A 19,949-nucleotide genomic window follows, 5' to 3' on the forward strand; every position below is an offset into this window, starting at 1 on the left:
ACACGTCGTCCCGTTCCGCCCCCGTGCGGCGGGCAATCGCTCGTGCCGCTCCTCGCAGGCGGGGGGCGAGCAACCAGAGGGCGATCAGCACCCATCGGTCCGCCCGCCCGGTCTCCGCCTCTTCGCGAATGTGGTGTGCGATGTGGCACCAGGCATCAGCACGTGCGCGGTCATCGGAGTCTTGTCGGCCGATATCGGAACGCAAACCGTCCAGCGATACAGCCTTATCGCAGAAAGGCGTGGCAGTGGTTTCCGGAAACGCGCAGAGATGCGTATCGGCGTACCGGGTCTCCACCCATCTGCAGATACGGGTGAAGGCATCACCTGACGGTGGAAAGGTCAACGCTCCACCCCTTGGTCTCCGTCTTCAGGACGGTTCTGCACCGAGTCGCAGGAACCGGATCGATCAGGAGTCTCCGCTTCCGAGACCTCCCCTGTCGGTGTGACCTGCCAGCCGCCGGGCCGGGACTCCCCTACCGTGTCGGCTCGATGCACGGCATCGCCGCCTGCCGCTGACGCCTCGTCCTCACTCGGAGGCGGCGGACCGGCATCAGACACCGGCGTGCTTCCCCCCACCCATTCCTCATGGGATCCGGCGGCGAGATTCTCTTCCCGGCGCAGTACCCTGCGGATGCTTTCCGCCGCATCCGACCGACCCGCCTCATCCGACATCCGGGCGAGGCGGTGAACGAACGCAGCCCGCTCGGCCGATCCCTGGGGGAATCCCATCTCGTCCAAAAGGGCGGAGGCACGTTCACCGGGCGGCGCCGAGTACCCCTCCGAGCGTGTGCGTGGCTCCTCCCTCGGAGGAATTTCATCGTCGAGCGGTTCCGGGTGGCCGAACCCGCCCGCGGGCTCGCTGCCGGTCGAATCGTCACGAGACACGAACAGGTCGAAGAACTTGTCCGGAATCTCCTGGTCGTTGGCAGCGGCGGAAAGAACGGTCAAGGGCGCGATCATCTCCACCGCGCGCTCGATCTCGTCATCGTGACGCGCCATCCACCAGACCACCGCACTGCCGGGGCTCTGCAGCACTTCCTCACCCAGGTAGGCGCGGAGATTGCGTTCATGTTGTCGACGGCTCTCCCAAGTGCCCATGGCCTTGCGCAGGCCATCCAGCTCGTCCAGGTGTTCCTGGTCCCCCTGCCTCAGGACGAGGCGGACATCGGTGGCGTAAGAGGTCACCGTTCCGGAATCATCAGTCGTCGGAGTGCCGAGCACACCCTCCAACCAGTGCCCCAGAAAAGTGCAGCGGACAGGATGTTCCGCCATGGTCACGTGCTGCACGCGCTGCAGAATGGACGTTGCTGCCAGAGCAGCCGGATTTCCGTGCGGCAGGGAGATCGCCCCTTCGGCCTCCCGCCACCAGATGGTCGCCGAGAAAAGGAACGGGCAGTCCTCCAAGGCGCTCTGTACCGGTACCACCACCACGGAAGTATCCGAGTAGGGAGCTTCGGGCGGAGGCTCTGCAGTGCTTTCCTCGTCCTCCTCCGGAAACGGGGACGAGCCGCCTTCCACAGCGCTCGACACACGCATGTCGGCCAGAATCGCACCGGCTGCGAGAGCGGGCAGGAGGAACCAGATCCAGATCGGCCAGTCGAGGGCGGCGCCCAGCGCCAGGGCACCGGCAACCAAGCCGGCAGACATGAGGCGTGTCATGTGGTGAAGCTTCATGAATTCTCCCTTGCCTTTCGTGTGCCGGAACCGGAACGTGCTCCGCCGACCCCCTGCACCAGGTCGATCTCTCGGCAGAACCGGTCAGCGATCCGAGACCGGTCGTCGCGTTGTGCTCGTGTGTCCGTCGATGTGGCGGCGGGGGCCCGGGCGGCCCAGTCGCACACGGTCACGTAGAGGAGATTCAGCAGCTCGCGATCGCCCGAGGCCGCAAGCAGCAAAGCGCTCAGGACCTTGTCCTCGGCGCGGTGCTCGATCAGAGCCGTGAGCCAGTGCCGCACGAGGGAAGTCCAGACAGCTGCCGGCTTCGCGGTCATGGTCGCCCGCCAGGCCAGAGTGAACTCCTGCCAGGGCGGCACGATGCGCAGTTCGGCAGGGTCCAGCAATTCCAGGACCATGTTCGTGCCCAGACCTGTTGTCCCCGTACTCAGCAACCGTTGGACCAGTCGCCTGTACAGCCGCCGATTTGCCCGGGCCAGTTCCAGCAGGGCCGAACGGGCAGCCGCGGCGTCGCCCGCTGTCGTCTCCTGGCGCAGAGCGAGGTGCCGAAGTCTGACCATGGCCTGTTCGGGATGGGTCACGGCCATCACCTGCTGGCAGACATCAATGAGTACACGTGCCAGATCCGGGGAAATACGCGCTGCCGTCGCCCAGCCGTACACCTGCGCCCTGAAGCGCGAGCCGTACTCGTCATGGCTGAGTCCGAACTCCAGTGCCGCCGCGGCTTCGGCACGCAGTCGCCCGCCCGCCGAGGAACGCGTCCACTTCTCGACGAGTACGCGCAGATCATCTGGACGACCGGTGGAAAGCGCCTGTTCCGCGAATCGGGCAACCAGGTGCGCGCGTTCCTCCGTCCTGAGCCCGGGAAGCTCCATGCACCGGCCCACCCAGTCCCGAAAGCTCGGACGGAGGTCGGGGAAGTTCTCCCAGAAGTGCTTTCTGACCGCGCTGTCGTAGGCAAGTCTTCTGAACCGCACCCTTCCGTCCCCCTCCCGTTCGAGGGACAGCACTTCCAGTTGCTCACCCAAGTCGGCCTGGGCCAGCCGGGGGGTCTCGTCCGGCTGGTGGCGGAGCACGTCCAGCAGGACGTGCGCAGAGGCCAGCACCGTCTCCGCCGACGCGCCGCTGGTCATGGCCGCCGTGAGCAGGAGGGCCCGCTCCGGAACGCTCCGATGCTGCCGCAGGTGCCTGGACACCTCGTCGGACCAGTTGGTCGCGGCGGCCACGGCCTCGTCCCGCCAGTTCACGAAACGGGAGCCGTATCGATTGCTGTCCCGCGCCTGGACGACCAGTTCTCCCAGTCGGGACAGCTCCCGCATGGGAGCTGTGGTGAACATGTGGGTCAGTTCGTCGGTGGCCAGCTGATCGGGATCGAACGCCAAGCCACGTACCCGCAGGTACCGGCTGAAGACCGCACGCCCACGCGGCCGTTCGAGGGGCACCACCAGCGGGGAAAGATCCGGGTCGATCAGCCATCCCAGCCCTGTGGGAAGAACGGCGACCATGCGCGCACCGCATTGCTCGACGAGTGATCGATAACGCATGAGTGTGCGCTGGGCGGCGGGATAGTCCGCGTCGGTCACACCGGACAGGTCCAGCAGGTAACGGTCGTCCGCTGACGTGTCGGGATTGCCTTCTTCCCAACTCGACGGCAGTTCCTCGACCCTGCCCCCGGCAACCGACGCCTTCTCCAGCAACATGGTTGCCGCCGAACGCCGTCCCGTCCCGGGAGGACCGTCCAGGAGAACCACCGCGCCGGGAAGTGTCAGCCGGTCGGCGGCTTGGCCGTAGCCACGCGGATACACGAAGCACTTGGCAAGCCGCCGACGGTGCTCGCGTACGATCTCCAGTCGCGCGACTCCGGTTCTGACCAGGCCCTCGTTCGCACCGATCACCCAGGTGACGTTGTACTGGTCCCCACTGCCGCTGTGAACGGCTGCCCGCGGGTTGCTGATCCGCGTGGTGCTCCCCCTGCCGGTCAACGATCCCCGTCCACAGGGCGTTCGCTCCGGTTCGAGCGCTGCCGGACCGTGCCGTGGTTCTCGGCCACGTAGTTGACGACGCCCCCGTCACCGGAGACGCGCGGCCCGAAGGACTGCTCACGGGCCTGGTAGAGATGCCCGCTCCCCGTATGCACCGGGCCTTTGGGTTCACTGACGAACGTTCCGGAGAAATCACCGTTGAGGTTGCCGATGCCACCGCGCTGACGGTGCTTGATCACTCCGGCCCTCACCCGAGCGGCCCCGGACTCGTCTCCGCCCTCGTGCCCGCCGCCGTCCGGCTTCTCCGGACGACCCTCGTAACCGTGGTTCCGCGCGGCGGTCTCGAGCTCCGGCAACAGCCTCACCAGGTCATCCACCAGCCGTGACAGATCGGCTTCCGCGTTGCGGTGGTTGAACCGGCGGTACTGACAATCGGCAAGCTCTTCCAACTCCGCCGGAAGGTCCTCCCGTCCGAGTCGCTTCGCCCCGCCCACCAGGAGGGGGATGACGAAAGCCCCGGTTTCGAGAGCCTCCAGGATCTCCCGCCTGGTCCAGTCATCCTCGTCGTGCAAGGAGCTCCGGCCGTCGGAGCCTCCGGCTTCCAGCCACTGCGGGCCGATCACCGCCAGCAGAACACCACTGCGCCGCACCGCGGTGAGCAGTTCCTTGGGGTACCGGCTGCCCGGGCCGATGGACTTGCTCGCACGGAAGACGTTCTCGTTGCCGAATACCCTTGAGAGCTCCCTGTCCACGAGGGTTGCCGTGGCTTCCTCGTCATTGGTGCGGTAATTCACAAAGATCAGAGGCATGCGAAATCCCATTCCGTGAGTTCATTTTCGGATGCGCGAACACACCTGCGCAGATCATCCCCATACCATCCCGGGAAGGTTCAGAGAGTTTCCCTGCACCGGGGGGCATGCCGGACCGTAAGCAGTAATTCAAGCCAAACCCAATTCGACGACCGGGCGCGCGGGAGGTCTTTCCGCCGACCTCGTGGCGAAAGGAACGGTCAGCTGGGGTCGAGAACGTTCACCAGCGACGGACGGAGAGCCCGTACGGTGGGATGCCCCCGGAATCGGGACCACTCACGGTCGAGTCGGCGCACGTCCGCACGGACCGTGGCAGAGGGAATGATCTTCGCGAAGGCCAGCAGTTCGCGGGCTGTTTCGCATGAGCGTTCGATCTCGCCCGAAGCAGCTTCGGCGAGAGCGCTGCGGAGTCCGTACCGCATGCGGGTGGTCAGGGCGTGGGGGGCGATGCGCCGGCATTCCCGGCCCAGTACCGCAGCCGCTTCCTTGGGCCGTCCCAGGTCGTAGAGACACCAACCGGTCACCATGGAAACCGGGTCGGCCAACTGCGTCGTGCCCAGCACAGGGGCTCCCGTCGGCTCCGCCCCTGCGGCAAGGAGTGTGCGTGCCCGTTCCAGCGCCTTCCCGCAGGCCCTCTCGTCGCCGGCGAGCGCGTGCCCCTGCGCTTCTCGCTGGGCGGCCAGTCCACGGATCCGGGGCGGCACACTGCCCTTCTGGGCCTGCTGCGCAAGAGCGATCGTCTCCGACGCCTGCCCGTTGTAGAAGGTGACGAGCGCACGACGCACCAACGCGTAATCCGCCAGGTGACCGTCGCCCCCGGCCCGCGCCAGCTCCACCGCCTGGGCCGTCCACTTCAGGGCGTCGGCCTCATCACCGGCTTCCTGAGCGATCCACCCGATGTACTCGGCGAAACGGGACGCGGCAATGAGCAGGCCGGACCGGGTGGAACCCGCCGCCTGGGAGGCGAGCGTGGTCACCGTCACAGCTTGGGCCTGCAGGACGGGCAACAGGACGGAGGGGGCGGTGCTCTGGCCCAACCGCCTCATCTGATGCAACTGGTCGTGGAACAGCGCGTCCGGGGGCAACGCCGTGGCATCGGCACGCTCCTCCCTGGCACCTTCCGGCAGTGCGACGGCAAGCAGCGAGCCGACGCCCGTGGCGATCACCTGGCGGCGCGCCATTGTCGGCCGCCCCTCTGCGGTAACCGCATCGGATTCGACTGTTCGCCGCAGCTTCCCATCCGCTGCGAAGAACGCGTCGCACCGCTGCACAAAATCCATCGCCGGGGTTTTATCGCCTCTCTCGATCTTGCAGAGGTGACCTTTGCTGTAGCTCATGGCATCGGCCAGTTCTTGCAGCGTCATACCCGCGTCCTGACGCAGACGACGCAACTCCGCACCAAAGCGTAAAGGGACTTCCATGCCTCCGCCTTCCTCGAGCTTCTCCCTGTGCAGCCAATTCCCTGACTGCTTGTGACGAAGAGTCTTGCACGGCGACACTCCACGTCACCCGGATACGGGGAAGTTTCCTGTTTCCTCTTCCTCACGACAGCAGTCCCCTGCCCTCTCTCTCGCCCGTGGCACATTCCACGGGCGAGAGGTGAATCATTTAATTTCAGCCAGAAGTTCAAATCTCACCCTCTTCGCCATTACCTCTCGCCGAACGATGCGGCGAGACTCGGGCCGCGCCCGATACCCCCTATGACCTCGGCCGTCGCCGGTGGATCGGGGCAGCGGCGGGCGCGACGCCGAGGCGCGAACAGCACCGGTGTACATCCAGGACGCCTGGACCGCGATGCGTTCTCCAGCCGGTTCGACCGGGGCCCTCCCGGACCGCCGGGACCGCCGGGCCCGTGGGGGGTTCGGCCGGGTGGTCGGGATGTGGAGGGGGTGGGGTGTGCCGGGCCCGGTGGGGGGTGTGAGCGGGGTCACTGTGGGTTCTTCGGGTTTCGTGTCGTCCGGATGAGGGGTGCCGGGCGTATGCCGGGTGAGACCGAGGAGAGCCAGGAGTTGTTTGTTGACCGTCGAGGAGTTCGAAGAGTTCTACGCGCAGACGGCGGCCCGGCTGACCGGGCAGTTGTTTGTGATGCTCGGCGACCAGCACGAGGCGCAGGACGTGGTGCAGGAGGCGTTCGTCAAGGGGTGGAGCCGGCGGCGCCAGCTCGATCGTGACGGGCAGCCCGAGGCGTGGATCCGCACGGTCGCGTGGCGGCTGGCGGTGAGCCGGTGGCGGGGGCGGCGGCGGGCCGCGGACGCCTGGCGGCGCAGTGGTGTGCCGCCCCACTCGGAGGCGCCCGGCACGGAGTCGTTGGCCCTGGTGGAGGCGTTGCGGGAGCTGCCGCCCAAGCAGCGCCGCACGTTGGCCCTGCACTACGTCTGCGATCTGACCGTCGAGCAGATCGCCGCCGAGACCGGTCTGTCGGCCAGCACCGTCAAGACGCATCTGGCCCGGGGCCGGGCCACGCTCTCGCACCGTCTGCAGGATCCGCGCACCGAGGAGGGGCCCCGTGCCTGAGTCCCACGACCCGCTGGGGTCCTTGTTCAAGGAGGCCGCGGCCACCGGGCAGGCCCGTGCCCGTTCCGCTCCGCCGTCGTACATCACCGAGCGCGGCGCGCGTGCCCACCGGCGCCGGATGGTCGCGCTGGCCGTGGGGGCCTGTCTGGTCTTCTCCGGTGCGGGTGCGGCCGTGGCCTCGCTGCTGCCCGACAGTCCGGGTACCACCGTGCCGGCCACCACCCCGTCCCCCGTTCCCTCGCCCTCGCCCTCCCCCACCAAGCCCTCGCCCTCGACGTCCTCGCCCACCTCGCCGCAGACCACCCTGCCGCCGTCGTACACGCCCTCCTCCGGCGGGAACCCGTCGAACGCGCCGAGCGCGCCCACCCGGACCCTGTCGGAAACGCCGGCCTCCCCCACCCGGAGCGCCACCCTGCCGCCGCCCTGATCCCGAGTCCTTGCCGGACGGTCCGCCGGGGCCGTCCGAGCTGTTCGGCACGCGCGAGAACGACCCAGGAGATGTGCAGTGAGCCTTCTGACCCCGCAACGGCGGCGTGAGCGTCCGTCGTCCGTACCGTTGCCGCCACGGTCACGGTTGTGGTCGCGGTTGCCGGTGGCGCGGATCGGGGCCGCCGATCGCGAGGTGCTGTGGCTGTACCTGCTGACCCGGGTGGGCGTCTGGACCCTCGCGTACTGCACCCGGTGGCTGTTCCCCGACGACGGGAAGGCCCGCCACGCGGATTCGTTCTTCTCCTCGTGGCAGCGGTGGGACTGGTGGCACTACCTGCACATAGCCCAGTCCGGGTACTTCCCGGACGGGACCGGTCCCTGGACGCCCGACTGGGACAACAGGGAGGCGTTCTTCCCCGGCTTCCCGTTCCTGCTGCGGGCCGTCCACACCGTCGTCCCGAGCTGGCCGGCCGCCGGTGCGCTGATCTCGTTCGTCGCCGGGGGCGTCGCCGTACTGGCCCTGGCCCGGATCGCCCGGCTGCACCTGCCGCAGGAGGGGGCGGGACCGCGAGCGGCGCTGTTCTTCCTGCTGTCCCCGTGCGCGGTCTTCCTGGCCGCCGGCTACACCGAGGCGCTCTTCCTCGCGTTCGCCCTGCCCGCCTGGCTGGCCGCCCAGCGCCTCAACTGGCCGCTGGCGGCCGTCCTCACCTGCCTGGCCACCACGGTCCGGGTCAGCGGGCTCTTCCTCGCCGGGGCCCTGGCGGTCCACTTCCTGGTGACCGTCCGCACCCCCGCCCACTGGCGCCGGCTGCCCTGGCTGGCGCTGCCCGCCCTGCCGCCCCTGCTCCACAGCTGGTACCTCCAGGTGCACACCGGTGACTGGATGGCCTGGAAGCACGCCGAGGAGCGCGGCTGGTACCGCGACTTCCACGCCCCCTGGGAGGCGTGGAAGAACACCTGGCACGCCGCCTTCGGCCACTCCCAGCCCACCGGCTACGCCCTGATGTCCCAGGCCGAACTCCTCACCATGGTCATCGGCCTGGTGCTGTGCGGGGTGCTGCTGCGGCGGCGGCGCTGGGCGGAGGCGGCGTACATCGCGGTCAGCCTGTGGGCGCTGGGCACGTCCTACTGGTACACCTCCCTGCCCCGCGCGACCCTGCTGTGGTGGCCCCTGTGGACCGGGCTCGCCGCCTGGAGTCTGCGCAGCCCGCGCGTCAGGACCGCCTATCTCGCCGTCGTGGCCCCCCTGATGGCGGTCGTCGCCGTCACCTTCCTCTCCGGTCGGTGGGCCGGCTGAGCCGTGCGGCGGCCGGCCCGTCCGCGCTCCTTCTCCGGCTTCCCGGTCAGCCGTGCCGCTTCCAGAACCGGTAGTGGTGGTCGCGCGTGAAGTCCGTGCGGCCCCAGGCGTAGGAGGACAGCGTCTGCACGTGTCCGTCCGCGCCCCGGAAGGCGGGCCAGTCCGTACGGCCCGAGGCCGCGAACTCCACCCAGGTACGGATCATCCGGTCGCGGAACCCGGCCTGTTCCGGCTTCACGGCCTGGAACAGGTCCAGGTCGAAGAGGTAGGCCAGTTCGGACATGTGCTGGGCCCGCTGCTCGAAGCTCGGCGCCGGATACCCCTTGAACCAGGGGGTGTCGCGTTCGCCGAACTCGTACATCCGGGTCGGGGTCCAGCGCGACAGCAGCCGGGCGGTGTCCAGTGTCGGTGCCGACCACGACGCGTCGGTCATGGCCGTGGCGAGGGCCTCACCGGCCGAGGCGAAGCGGGAGAGCGGGTAGCGGCCCAGTACGTCGTCGGCCCGGTCGCCGAACGCCTGCCGGACGGCGGGTTCGTACTCCTCCGGCCTCATGGGCGCGCCGCCCGGTGCCAGTTCCCGGCCGAGCACGCTGCCGCGTTCCTCGTCGTGGTTGACGCCCACGAGCACGGGCACCCGGTTGAACCGGCCGGTGCGCAGCGCCTCCGCGGGGGACAGCGGCATCAGTTCCGTACCGGCCACCGGACGGGGCTCGTTGAACGGGCCGTACGCCTTCAGCAGGTCGGCCGCGGACGCCCGGCGCAGGCAGGACTCCGTGTGCTCGCCATTGCCGCCGTCCTCGTTCCTGTCGCAGCCGAGCGCCTTGACGATCCGTCGGGCGTCGGCCTCCGCCTCGGCCCGGGTCCGGGTGCCGCCGGTGGCGCACGGTGCGCTCTGCACGACGGCCCGGTCGAAGAGTCCGGCCGAGCGGGGCGAGGCGAGGTGGTCGCAGACGCTGTAGCCGCCGCCCGACTCCCCCATGATCGTGACGTTGCGCGCGTCACCGCCGAAGGCGGCGGCGTTGGCGCGGACCCAGCGCAGCGCCGCCTGCTGGTCCTCCAGGCCGAGGCCGTCGGCCCCCTCGACGGTGGTGCCGCTCAGGAATCCCATCACCCCCAGCCGGTAGTTCACCGAGACGACGACCGCGCCCCCGGCGGCCAGCCGGTCGGGCCCGTACATGTCCCCGCTGCCGTACATCAGGCTGCCGCCGTGGATCCAGACGATCACCGGGAGCCTGCCGTCGGTGCGGGCGGGCGCGGTGACGTTCAGGTGGAGGCAGTCCTCGTTCTCACCGGGCGTGCCGATCGGGAGTCCCGCCGGTTGGGCGCACGGTGATCCGGGGGCGGTCGCGTCGCGCACCCCGGTCCAGGGCGCGGCGGGCCGGGGCGGGGTCCAGCGCAGCTCGCCGGTCGGCGGGGCCGCGTAGGGGATGCCCCGGAAACTGCGCAGCCGCCCGTTCGCGGTGCCGCGCACCTTGCCCGCCGTCGTGTCGACGACGGTGCCGACGTCCCGCGTCTTCGAGGCGCCGGCCGGGGCCGGTGTCCGGGCCGCCGCGGGTTCGGGTGCGGCCAGGCCCCATGCCAGCCCCCCGAGCGCCAACGCGGTGACGAACCACTGGGAAACGTTCCTGGTGTGTCTCATGCGGCAGCACGTTAGACAGATTTGGGCGATCGCGCAATACAGATGTCTGGATCGATCGCCTGATGCGTTCGATCCAGGTGGTGGTAACCTGCCGCGCATGGGGAACCGTGAAGCCCTGCTCGTCGGCGCCAAGGAGTGCCTGCGGGAAAAGGGGTACGACCGCAGCACCGTCCGCGACATCGCCACCGCGGCGGGCGTGAGCATGGCCGCCATCGGCTACCACTACGGCTCCCGGGAAGCGCTGCTCAACCAGGCCCTGTTCGAGATCCTCGACGAGTGGGGCGACTCCATGGGGCGGGCCCTCGTCCCCGACGCCGACGGGTCCGCGAAGCGGCACTTCGAGCGGATGTGGGAGTCCCTCGTCGCGGACTTCACCGCCCACCCCGATCTGTGGCTGGCCTCGGTGGAGCTGTTCATGCAGGCCCGGCGCCGGCCCGAGCTGCGCGCCCCGCTCGCCGCGGGCCTCGCGGAGGGCCGCCGCGGCATGGCGGCCCTCCTGCGGAGCGTCCCCGAGGACGAGGTGCCGGAGGACTCCGTGCGCACCATCGGCAGCGTCCAGATGGCGCTGATGTCGGGCGTGATGATCCAGTGCCTCGGCGACCCGGAGTCCGCGCCCTCCGCCGCCGAGGTACTCCAGGGGCTGCGCGACCTGGCCGACCTCGCGCGCTGAGGCCGTACGGGCCGCCACCGGCCCGGCGCGCCGAGGCCGTCCGGGCGTGACGGCGACCGACCGGGCGTGATCGGGTGATGACCCCACTGGTCCGCCCGTGGTCGCGCATCCAGTACCGCCCTCGCAGCCTGGGCGGGAGCACTACTGGAAGGGACGGCCCCTTGATGAGGCTTGTCGTCGATCTCAACCGGTGTCAGGGATACGCGCAGTGCGCCTTCCTGGCCCCCGACGTCTTCGTCATGCACGGCGAGGAGTCGCTGCTGTACAACCCGCACGCCGACGGGGCCCATCGGGAGCAGGTGCTGCGCGCCGTCACCGCGTGCCCCGTACAGGCGATCCTGGTGGATGAGCCGGACGCCCCGGAGAACGAGGGGCCGTCCGATGTCCGGTGACGATGCCCTGGAACGGCTGAGGCGCAAGGGGCGGATCGTGATCGTCGGGGCCTCCCTCGCCGGGCTCCGGGCCGCGGAGACCCTGCGCAAGGAGGGCTTCACCGGTTCGCTCACGCTGATCGGCGACGAGCCCCACGAACCGTACGACCGGCCCCCGCTCTCCAAGCAGGTCCTGCTGGGCCACGCGGCCGCCGACCGCACCGCGCTGCCCCGGCGGGCGGCGCTCGACGCGCACTGGCGGCTGGGGGTCGCCGCCACCGGGCTGGACATGGCGGCCAGGAAGGTCCGGCTGGCCGACGGCGACGAGGTGGCGTACGACCGGCTGCTGATCGCCACCGGCGTCCACGCCCGGCCGTGGCCGCACGAGGCCGAGGCCGCGCTGGACGGAGTCTTCACGCTGCGCACGCGGGAGGACGCGGCCCGGTTGCAGCGGCGGCTGGCGGCATCGCCCCGCCGGGTGCTGGTCATCGGCGCGGGTTTCACCGGCTCCGAGATCGCGTCCGCCTGCCGCGAGCGCGGCCTCGCGGTGACCGTCGCCGAACGCGGGGCGACCCCCCTCGTGGGCGCCCTCGGCGGGGTGATCGGCCGGGTGGCCGCGGAGCTCCAGCGCGAGCACGGCGTGGACCTGCGCTGCGGGATCATGGTCACCGCGCTGGAGGGCGACTCGGCGGGACGGCTGCGGCGCGCCCATCTGTCGGACGGCACCACCCTCGACGCGGACGTCGCCGTCGTCTCGCTCGGCGCGCAGCGGAACACCGGGTGGCTGGCCGGTTCCGGGCTCGGTGCCGGGCCGCGCGGGATCGCCTGCGACGCCGGCTGCCGGGCCTTCGACTTCCGCGGCATCGTGACCGACGACGTCTTCGTCGCCGGTGACGTGGCCCGGTCCCCGCACGCGCTCTTCGGGTACCAGTTCCTGTCCCTCGAACACTGGGGCAACGCCGTCGCGCAGGCCGAGACGGCGGCGCACAACATGATCAGCAGCAGTTCGGAGCGCCGCCCGCACCTGTGGGTCCCGGCCTTCTGGTCCGCCCAGTTCGGGGTCAACATCAAGTCGGTCGGCGTCCCGTCCCTGGGCGAGGAACTCGTCGTGGCCCAGGGCTCGCTCGCGGAACGCCGCTTCGTCTGCGCGTACGGGTACCAGGGGCGGGTCATCGCCGCCGTCTCCTTCGACGGCACGAAGTGGCTGGAGTTCTACCAGCGGCAGATCGAGTCGGCCGCGGTGTTCCCGCCGGAGCACTCCGTGGTGGACAGCCGCCCCGAGGGCCTGCGGCCGGTCCCGGCCGAGTTCCCGGACCCCTCGCTGCCCACGCACGGGCCGACCGTCACCGTCAGCGGCTACTCGCCGACCGAGCAGCGGATCACGTTCACCCCCGCCCGGGCCTGACCTCCCCCTCCCTCTTTGGGCACGGCCGCGCGACGCGCCGCCCGCCCCGACGCCGGCAAGGACCGACCACCATGACGCACGACACGCTCCTGCGGCGGATCCTCGACCCCTCCGCCCGCGCCGACCCCTATCCGCTGTACGCCGAACTCCGCAAAACCCCGGTGCTCCGGGACGGGGACGACCTGTTCGTCGTCAGCACGTACTGGGAGATCAAGGGCCTGCTGCACGATCCGCGGATCAGTTCGGACGCCCGCAACCTCTCCCCCGGCGCCGCCGGCACCCTGCTCCAGGAGGAGGAGGACTCGCCGCTGCCGCCCGCCTTCCTGCGGCTGGACCCGCCCGAGCACGACCGGCTGCGCCGGATGACGATGCGTCCGTTCGGGCCGCCGGAAACGCCCCGGCGCGTGCACGACATGCGCGGCGAACTGACCCGCATCGTCTCCGGCCTCATCGACGACTTCGGGGACCGGAAGCAGGTGGACCTGGTCGACGACTTCTCGTACCCGTTCCCGGTGACCGTGATCTGCCGGCTGCTGGGGGTTCCGCGCGAGGACGAGGCGCGCTTCCACTCCTGGGCCGACACCATCGCCGCCGGTCTCGACCCGGCCCCCGGCCAGGACCCCGGCGAGAACCGCCGCGCCACCCGGCAGGCCCGCACCGACCTGGGCCGGTACCTGGCCGGGCTCATCGACGAACGCGGCGGGGCTCCCGGTGACGACATGCTCTCCGCCCTGGTCACCCAGCACGGCGCCGACGGGCGGATGACCCGGATGGAGGTGCTCAGCACCGCCGCCCTGCTGCTGATCGCCGGTCACGAGACCACGGTCAACCTCATCACCAACGGGATGCTCACCCTGCTGCGCAACCCCGACGTCCTCGAACGGCTGCGCACCGACCCCGCGCTGGCCGCCCCGCTCGTGGAGGAACTCCTGCGCTTCGAACCGCCCGTGCAGCTGCTCCCGCAGCGCACCACCGTCGCGGACATCGACATCGGCGGCACCACCATCCCCCGGGGCGCCTCCGTCTGGCTCGTCCTGGCCTCCGGCAACCGGGACCCGAAACGGTTCGCCGACCCCGACCGCTTCGACCCCGGCCGCCGGGACAACCAGCACCTCGGCTTCGGCAGCGGCATCCACAACTGCTTCGGCGCGCCCCTCGCCCGGCTGGAGGCGCAGATCGCCCTGACCGAACTGGCCCGCAGGCTCGACAACCCCCGGCTGGTGGCGGACCCGCCCCCGTACCGTCAGAACGCCGTGCTGCGCGGGCCCCGGCACCTGGAGGTCGCCTTCGACGCACTGGGCACCTGACCGGAGGCAGGTCGGTCCGGACATCTGTCCCGGGCCGGGGCGGGCGGCGATGATGTGCGGACGGCCCGCCCCGTCCCGGTGGGCACGGTGCACCACCGACCTACGGAGTGTGGTTCAGGTGACTTCCGGTTCGGCCCAACGGCGTGGTGACGCCCGTGACGCGGCGCTGGCACACGCGGTCCGGGAGGGGCTGCTCGGCCCCCGGTCGCCCCTGATCGGTCTGCTCGACGTCGACGGCGTGCTGGACGCGGTGGCCGCGCTGAACGAGGCGTTCGCGGGCCCGGCCACCGTGCAGCACACCTTCGCGGCCAAGGCGTGCGGCCTCGTGCCGGTGCTCCGGCTGCTCGCGGACGCCGGGATGGGCTGCGAGGTGGCCTCGCCCGGGGAGCTGGAACAGGCCCTCGCCGCCGGTTTCCCGTACGACCGGATCGTCTTCGACAGCCCGGCGAAGACCGTCGAGGAGCTGGAGTTCGCCCTCGCGCACGGCATCGCGATCAACCTCGACAACTTCCAGGAACTGGCCCGGGTGGACCGCCTGCTCGCCGGGCGGGAGCCCGCCGGGCCGATCGGGCTGCGGGTCAACCCCCAGGTGGGGGCGGGTGCCATCGGGGCGATGAGCACCGCGACGGCGACCTCGAAGTTCGGCGTCGCGCTGCGCGACCCGGGGGCCGTCGAGGCGGTGACGGAGGCATTCGCGGCCCGGCCCTGGCTCAACCGGCTGCACGCGCACGTCGGTTCCCAGGGCTGCCCGCTGCCGCTCATCGCCCAGGGCGTCCGGGCCGCCCACGACCTGGCCGAGCAGATCAACGAACGGCTCGGCCGCGCCCAGATCGTCGCACTCGACATCGGCGGCGGCCTGCCCGTCAACTTCGACGACGAGGACGACCGCCCCACGTACGCGGACTACGTCGCCGAACTGCGCGCCGCGGCCCCCGGGCTCCTCGACGGCCGCTACGCCCTCGTCACCGAGTTCGGGCGGTCGCTGCTCGCCAAGAGCGGAACCGTCGCGACCCTGGTCGAGTACACGAAGTCCGCGGGCGGACGGCGGATCGCGGTCACCCACGCGGGGGCCCAGGTCGCCACCCGTACCGTGTTCATGCCCGACGCCTGGCCGCTGCGCGTCGGGATATTCGACGCCTCGGGCCGCCCCAAGCAGGGCCCGGTCCAGGTCGTCGACATCGCCGGCCCCTGCTGCTTCGCCGGTGACCTCACGGCGACCGGGCGCGAACTGCCCGCCGTCGAGCCCGGTGACGTGGTGGCGCTGTACGACACCGGGGCGTACTACTTCTCCTCGCACTTCTCGTACAACTCGCTGCCCCGGCCCGCCGTGTACGGCTATCGCACGGGCGCCGACGGGCAGGTGCGCTTCGCGCCGGTGCGCGCGGCGCAGAGCGTGCGCGAGGTGGTCGAGGAGAGCGGGCTCGCGCAGGTGGACGCCCTGGTGGAGCTGCGCGCCGGGTGAAGCCGGCGGGCTTTTCGGCGTACGGCCCGAAGGGCACCGGCCCAAAGGCTTCCCGGCGTACGGCCCCCAGGGCACCGGACCGGGGCCTCCGGCGTACGGCTCAGGGCCTGCGGCCGAAGAACTCGACCTCGGCGAGGGCGAGTCGGCGGTCGCGGCCCGCCCCGTACGCGGCCCCGGTGGTGAGCCGGGCCCGGACGATCTCCGAACCGCGCAGGTCGAAGGTCTGCGGGCCCGGCTGGTCCTTGAGCCTCAGCCTCCGCTCGACCGACGTGCCGTCGGCGGAGGTCAGCCGGACGGTGATCCGCGCCGGGCGGGCCTGGTCGAGGAACTCGTCCTTCCTGGCCGACACACCCGGGAAGAGGACCACCTTCAGCACCCGTACCGGCTGCTCGAAGTCGCACTCCAGGTACTGGCCCACCCCGGTGTCGGGTCCCGCCTCCGCGGGTGCCCAGTAACGGTTGTTGAAGCCGTCGAACGCCGCGCCCGCCGGATGGCCCGGGGCCGTGCTGGAGGCCCGGAACCGGGTGGGCGGCACCGCCTCCGGCGTCCCGGTCTCGTCCTTGGCGAGGCCGAGCCACCCGGACAGGTGCGGCAGGGCGAACCACACCCCGCAGGCCAGCAGGACCAGCACGATCGGCAGCGCCAGACCGGGGCGGCGCCACAGCCGGTGCCGCGGCCGGGTGCCCGCGACGGGCGCCTGCCGCGGTCGCCGCCGGAGGATCCGGCGCCACCAGGGGGGCCGGACGCCGGGCGGCGGCCCCGGGTCCAGGAGCAGCGCGCACCGCACGCACAGGGTGCGGTCGGGGGCGTTCTCCGTACGGCAGTTGGGGCAGCGGACGGGCGCGGCGGGCGGCGGCCCCGGGGGCGCGGGCGCGGCAGCCGGGGGTGCGTCGGGCAGCGCCTCGGGCCCCGGAACCGGCTCGCTCGCCCCGTCGCCGGGGCGACGCGGGGCGGCGGTCGCGGGGACGGGAGGCTGCGGGGAGGGTTCGGGCTCGGGCCGCGGCGGGGGCGCGGGGGCGGCCGGGGGAACGCGGAGATTCCAGTGCGCCCGGGGCGGCCGGGTGGTGGAGGGCGCCGGGGTCCCGCTCTCCGGCTCCTCCCACTCCAGGTACGCCTGGCACGACGTGCAGAACTGCGTCCCCGGTGCGTTGTTCTGCCCGCACGTCTCGCAGATCACAGGACCTCCAGATCGAAGCCCACATGTGCCGGGATCTCCGTACGGATCAGCTCCTCCAGCCGCACCCGGTCGACCTGGTACGGCTGGGCGGCCCGGACCCGGACCGTCACCCACGGCCGCGGGCTGCCCGGGAACCGGGTGTCCGGCGTCGTCGACCACGCCGTGCCACCGCTCTCCACGATCTCCGGCTCGATCCCGGTCTCCAGGAACACCGCCTCCGAGAGACCGCGCCGGGTGCCCCGCCGGCTGTGCCGCTCGACCGCGCCGCGCACCGTCGCGCGCCGCTGCTCGACCGGCTGGTCCGAGCGGGTGTCGACGGCCACCCACTGGGCCAGCCAGGCGAGGAAGTCCTCGGGCGCGCTGCGCGGGTCGAGGTGGGCGGGCAGGTTGTCGATGGAGAGCAGGACCGGGGCGAGTACGTCGTCGAGCGCCGCGAGGAACCGCTGGAGGAAGTCCTGCTCCAGGTAGACCGCCGGGAGCTGTTCGATCAGCGGGTGCGGGGTCGGCAGGCCGGTCACGGCTGTGCGCATGGCGGTCAGGCCTCCCGTACCCGGAGCTGGTGCTCGTAGCTGAAGACCAGCGCGTGCCGGTCCAGCGCGATCTTGGTGGTGGGTTCGCCGCGCTGCCCGTTCACGGGGTCGGCGGGGAAGAGGCGTACGTCCTCCACCAGGTCCACGCCCGCCACCTGTTGCAGTACGGCGAATGCCTCGCCCGACTGGATCGGCCGGCCGAACGGCCAGCCGTCGCGGCCCGGTCCGCCGCTCAGCGGGTTGAAGTAGCTGTAGAGGGCGGTCAGTGCCTCCTCGCGCACGCGCTCCAGCACGGCGCCCCTGCGGGCCTGGACCGTGGCGACCACCGTGACCCCCTGGTAGAAGGGCCGCTCGACCACCAACCGGGCCCCGATCGGCCGCCGTTCGTCCAGGTGGCCCGCGATCAGGGCCAGGGTGTGCTGCGGCGGGACGAGTTCGTCGAACTGGATGCGGCCCTGTTCGTCGCTGCGCCCGGCCGGTACGACGAGCAGCCGCACCCCGCCCGCCTCGACGTCCGAGTCCCCGCCGGCCGGGATGCACTGCACCCGGGACGCGTCGGGCGCGACCTCGCGGGCCAGCAGTTCGTAGTCGTGCGGCACCACGGCCCGGTGCAGCGTCCGCAGCGTCATCGGGCCGCGCACCCGCGCGCTCTCCACCGTCTCGCCGTCGACCCCGCCGAGCGCCGGGCGGCGGTTCTCCACCCGGGCCACGTACGGGATGGCGCTGCGCAGCACCCGGAGGGTGGAGCGGGCCACGTTGCCGCGCAGGCCCCCGCCGGTGCGGTACGAGCGCACCCGCACGGTGGCGCCCTTCGGCGGCACCTTCCCGTAGTGGCGGACGGAGCCGTCCCGTTCCCGTACCGCGGGGCCGAACTCGACCCGCCCCGAGTTGGGGTCGAGCGTGACGTGCCGGTCCTCGGGTCCGGAGTGCGCGAAGTCGTCGACCCGGGTCCACTCCGTGCCCCCCGGTCCCGCCGAGGGGTCGGCGACCTCGACGACGAACTCGCCGGGGACGACGGGCGGGCGGCTCACCGTGAAGGTCTGTCCGGGTACGCCCTCGGCCGGGCCGAGCACCTCGTCGGTCACGGTCTCGGCGTGCACGGCCCCGACGGTCGCGCCGATCGTGAACGCGGTGATCCGGCGCACCACCGGCGGCGCCATGTAGGTGGGCTGCCCGGGTTCGGCCGCCACCAGGCGGCAGCGCAGCCAGCCGCCGGTGCGGCGCACGACGACGGCCGGGGCGTGCCCCCGGGGGAGGTGCAGGATCAGTTCGCCGGACCGGTTGAAGCCGCCGGTGTCGTCCTTCTCGACCTCGCAGGCCGTCCAGGCGCTGCCGTCCCACGCCTCCCAGAGCAGCGGCGGGCGCAGCGGGTCCACGCCGACGCCCTCGACCGCGCAGTCCAGCCGCAGCACGACGACTCCCGACGGCACGGCGGCGGACAGGCCCACGTAGAGGGCGTCGCCGGGGGCGGGCGTGGCGCCGAAGCAGGGCACGGCCCGGCCGAGCGTCAGCTCCTCGGTGCGGTCGGCGGCGTCGCCGGACGTCGGCCAGGTGGCGAGGTGGGCGAACTCGCAGGGGACGATGGACAGTTCACCGACCGTGGTGAAGACCACCGCCTCCTCGGTCTCCGTGCGCACGGTGGCGACCTCCGTGCCGGCCCGGACCCGTACCGGTTCGGGCCGGGGCGCGGAGAGCCGGAACGTCACGTCGGTGCGGGCGGCGGTGGGCGGGTGCAGCCGGACCCCGATCAGGTCGAGGAAGGTCAGATAGCTCTTCTCCGGCACCCGGTTCACCCGGTAGACGAGCTGGTCGACCATGGTCGCGAAGGCTTCGATGAGGGTCACGCCCGGGTCGGACACGTTGTGGTCGGTCCACTCGGGGCAGCGCTGCTGGACGAGGCGCTTCGCCTCGTCGACCAGGCCCTGGAAGCGGCGGTCGTCCAGATGCGGGCTGGGCAGCGTCACGCGCCGTCCACCTCCTCGTGCTGCGGGATCACATAGAACGGGAAGACCAGGTTCCGGGGGTCGTTGGCGCCCCGGACGGTGTAGCCGACGTCGATGTACAGGACCCCCTCGTCGGCGTCGTCGAACCGGACGACGACCTCGGTCACCTCGATCCGGGGCTCCCACCGGTCCAGCGCGAGGCGCACCTCGTACGCCAGTTGTCCGGCCGTGCCCGCGTCCGCCGGGGCGAACACGTAGTCGTTGATGCCGCAGCCGAACTCCGGCCGCATGGGGCGTTCGCCCGGCGACGTCGCCAGGATCAGCCGGATCGACTCCTCCAGTTCGTGCTCGCCGCGCACCAGGGCGATGGAACCGGTGGCGTCCGTGCGCGGCGGGAAGGCCCAGCCCGCGCCGATGAACTCCTGTCCCATGGACGCTCAGCCTCCGATCAGCACCGTCGGGCACCCGGACACGACGGGCGAGCCGCAGGCGGCGAGGTCCCCGACGCGGGCGGCCGGCCGGCCGCCGATCAGCACCGTGGCGCTGCCGGGCGGCGCGATCACGGACGGGGCGTGCGCCGCGGGCGGCGGCGAGGCGCACAGGTGCGGGGTGCCGACCGTGGCGGCGGGCAGCCCGCCGATCAGCACGGTCGGGACGCCGGGCGGCCCGACCGTGCCGGGGTGGCCGGTGGGGTCACCGACCCGTGCGGCTGCCGCCGCGGCTGCTGACATGGCAGTCCG

General features: G+C 71.7%; 18 protein-coding genes. 8 read left to right on the plus strand and 10 right to left on the minus strand.

The features are described from left to right. Positions 1-339: 339 nt before the first annotated feature. The 4 genes from ACFYW1_RS32540 to ACFYW1_RS32555 all read right to left on the minus strand — a co-directional run bounded on the left by ACFYW1_RS32540 (position 340) and on the right by ACFYW1_RS32555 (position 5,886). Positions 340-1,674, minus strand: a complete 1,335-nt coding sequence (locus tag ACFYW1_RS32540; RefSeq protein WP_389001365.1) for a hypothetical protein — start codon at positions 1,672-1,674, stop codon at positions 340-342. Beyond that, a complete protein-coding gene (locus ACFYW1_RS32545) occupies positions 1,671-3,569 on the minus strand; it encodes a hypothetical protein (RefSeq protein WP_389001368.1) in 1,899 nt (632 codons plus the stop codon). The genes ACFYW1_RS32540 and ACFYW1_RS32545 overlap by 4 nt, the downstream gene beginning before the upstream one ends. A gap of 83 nt (positions 3,570-3,652) precedes the next feature. Then, positions 3,653-4,465 carry a toll/interleukin-1 receptor domain-containing protein gene (locus tag ACFYW1_RS32550; protein WP_389001371.1) on the minus strand — a complete coding sequence of 271 codons (813 nt, stop codon included), beginning with the start codon at positions 4,463-4,465 and terminating at the stop codon, positions 3,653-3,655. Between the two features lie 200 nt (positions 4,466-4,665). Beyond that, positions 4,666-5,886 carry a helix-turn-helix domain-containing protein gene (locus ACFYW1_RS32555; protein WP_389001374.1) on the minus strand — a complete coding sequence of 407 codons (1,221 nt, stop codon included), beginning with the start codon at positions 5,884-5,886 and terminating at the stop codon, positions 4,666-4,668. Positions 5,887-6,481: 595 nt separating this feature from the next. Between ACFYW1_RS32555 and ACFYW1_RS32560 the strand changes: the two genes are divergently transcribed. The 3 genes from ACFYW1_RS32560 to ACFYW1_RS32570 all read left to right on the plus strand — a co-directional run bounded on the left by ACFYW1_RS32560 (position 6,482) and on the right by ACFYW1_RS32570 (position 8,705). Next, positions 6,482-6,979 (plus strand): SigE family RNA polymerase sigma factor, encoded by a 498-nt coding sequence (locus ACFYW1_RS32560; RefSeq protein WP_389001377.1) that lies wholly within the window; start codon positions 6,482-6,484, stop codon positions 6,977-6,979. Further along, a complete protein-coding gene (locus tag ACFYW1_RS32565; RefSeq protein ID WP_389001380.1) occupies positions 6,972-7,406 on the plus strand; it encodes a hypothetical protein in 435 nt (144 codons plus the stop codon). Before ACFYW1_RS32560 ends, ACFYW1_RS32565 begins: the two co-directional genes overlap by 8 nt. Positions 7,407-7,484: 78 nt before the next feature. After that, positions 7,485-8,705, plus strand: a complete 1,221-nt coding sequence (locus tag ACFYW1_RS32570; protein WP_389001383.1) for a mannosyltransferase family protein — start codon at positions 7,485-7,487, stop codon at positions 8,703-8,705. A gap of 46 nt (positions 8,706-8,751) precedes the next feature. Here ACFYW1_RS32570 and ACFYW1_RS32575 read toward each other — a convergent pair whose 3' ends face one another. Further along, the gene (locus ACFYW1_RS32575) at positions 8,752-10,344 is read right to left on the minus strand and encodes a carboxylesterase/lipase family protein (RefSeq protein WP_389001387.1); all 1,593 of its coding nucleotides are present in this window, start codon (positions 10,342-10,344) and stop codon (positions 8,752-8,754) included. A 97-nt stretch (positions 10,345-10,441) separates the two neighbouring features. Between ACFYW1_RS32575 and ACFYW1_RS32580 the strand changes: the two genes are divergently transcribed. The 5 genes from ACFYW1_RS32580 (at position 10,442) to ACFYW1_RS32600 (ending at position 15,559) form a co-directional block, all read left to right on the plus strand. Next, positions 10,442-11,014: a TetR/AcrR family transcriptional regulator gene (locus ACFYW1_RS32580; protein WP_389001390.1), complete on the plus strand. Its 573-nt coding sequence runs from the start codon at positions 10,442-10,444 to the stop codon at positions 11,012-11,014. A gap of 164 nt (positions 11,015-11,178) precedes the next feature. Further along, complete coding sequence (locus ACFYW1_RS32585; RefSeq protein WP_389001393.1) at positions 11,179-11,406, plus strand: ferredoxin; 228 nt, start codon at positions 11,179-11,181, stop codon at positions 11,404-11,406. Next, entirely contained in the window at positions 11,396-12,790 is a 1,395-nt protein-coding gene (locus tag ACFYW1_RS32590) for an NAD(P)/FAD-dependent oxidoreductase (RefSeq protein ID WP_389001396.1), read from the plus strand. Before ACFYW1_RS32585 ends, ACFYW1_RS32590 begins: the two co-directional genes overlap by 11 nt. Positions 12,791-12,861: 71 nt before the next feature. Continuing rightward, positions 12,862-14,097, plus strand: coding sequence for a cytochrome P450 (locus ACFYW1_RS32595; protein WP_389001399.1), 1,236 nt, complete (start codon positions 12,862-12,864; stop codon positions 14,095-14,097). A 118-nt stretch (positions 14,098-14,215) separates the two neighbouring features. Beyond that, positions 14,216-15,559 (plus strand): diaminopimelate decarboxylase, encoded by a 1,344-nt coding sequence (locus tag ACFYW1_RS32600; RefSeq protein WP_389001402.1) that lies wholly within the window; start codon positions 14,216-14,218, stop codon positions 15,557-15,559. 100 nt (positions 15,560-15,659) lie between these two features. Here ACFYW1_RS32600 and ACFYW1_RS32605 read toward each other — a convergent pair whose 3' ends face one another. From ACFYW1_RS32605 to ACFYW1_RS32625, 5 genes are read right to left on the minus strand one after another with little or no spacing between them, the layout of a single operon-like run. Then, complete coding sequence (locus tag ACFYW1_RS32605; RefSeq protein WP_389001405.1) at positions 15,660-16,736, minus strand: discoidin domain-containing protein; 1,077 nt, start codon at positions 16,734-16,736, stop codon at positions 15,660-15,662. Then, complete coding sequence (locus ACFYW1_RS32610) at positions 16,733-17,266, minus strand: phage tail protein (RefSeq protein ID WP_389001408.1); 534 nt, start codon at positions 17,264-17,266, stop codon at positions 16,733-16,735. Before ACFYW1_RS32610 ends, ACFYW1_RS32605 begins: the two co-directional genes overlap by 4 nt. A gap of 5 nt (positions 17,267-17,271) precedes the next feature. Beyond that, complete coding sequence (locus tag ACFYW1_RS32615; protein WP_389001411.1) at positions 17,272-19,230, minus strand: putative baseplate assembly protein; 1,959 nt, start codon at positions 19,228-19,230, stop codon at positions 17,272-17,274. After that, positions 19,227-19,640, minus strand: a complete 414-nt coding sequence (locus tag ACFYW1_RS32620; RefSeq protein ID WP_148841585.1) for a GPW/gp25 family protein — start codon at positions 19,638-19,640, stop codon at positions 19,227-19,229. Before ACFYW1_RS32620 ends, ACFYW1_RS32615 begins: the two co-directional genes overlap by 4 nt. A gap of 6 nt (positions 19,641-19,646) precedes the next feature. After that, complete coding sequence (locus ACFYW1_RS32625) at positions 19,647-19,940, minus strand: PAAR domain-containing protein (RefSeq protein ID WP_389001415.1); 294 nt, start codon at positions 19,938-19,940, stop codon at positions 19,647-19,649. Positions 19,941-19,949: the final 9 nt, after the last annotated feature.

It is taken from the genome of Streptomyces sp. NPDC002669, assembly GCF_042889165.1.
Lineage (GTDB): Bacteria > Actinomycetota > Actinomycetes > Streptomycetales > Streptomycetaceae > Streptomyces.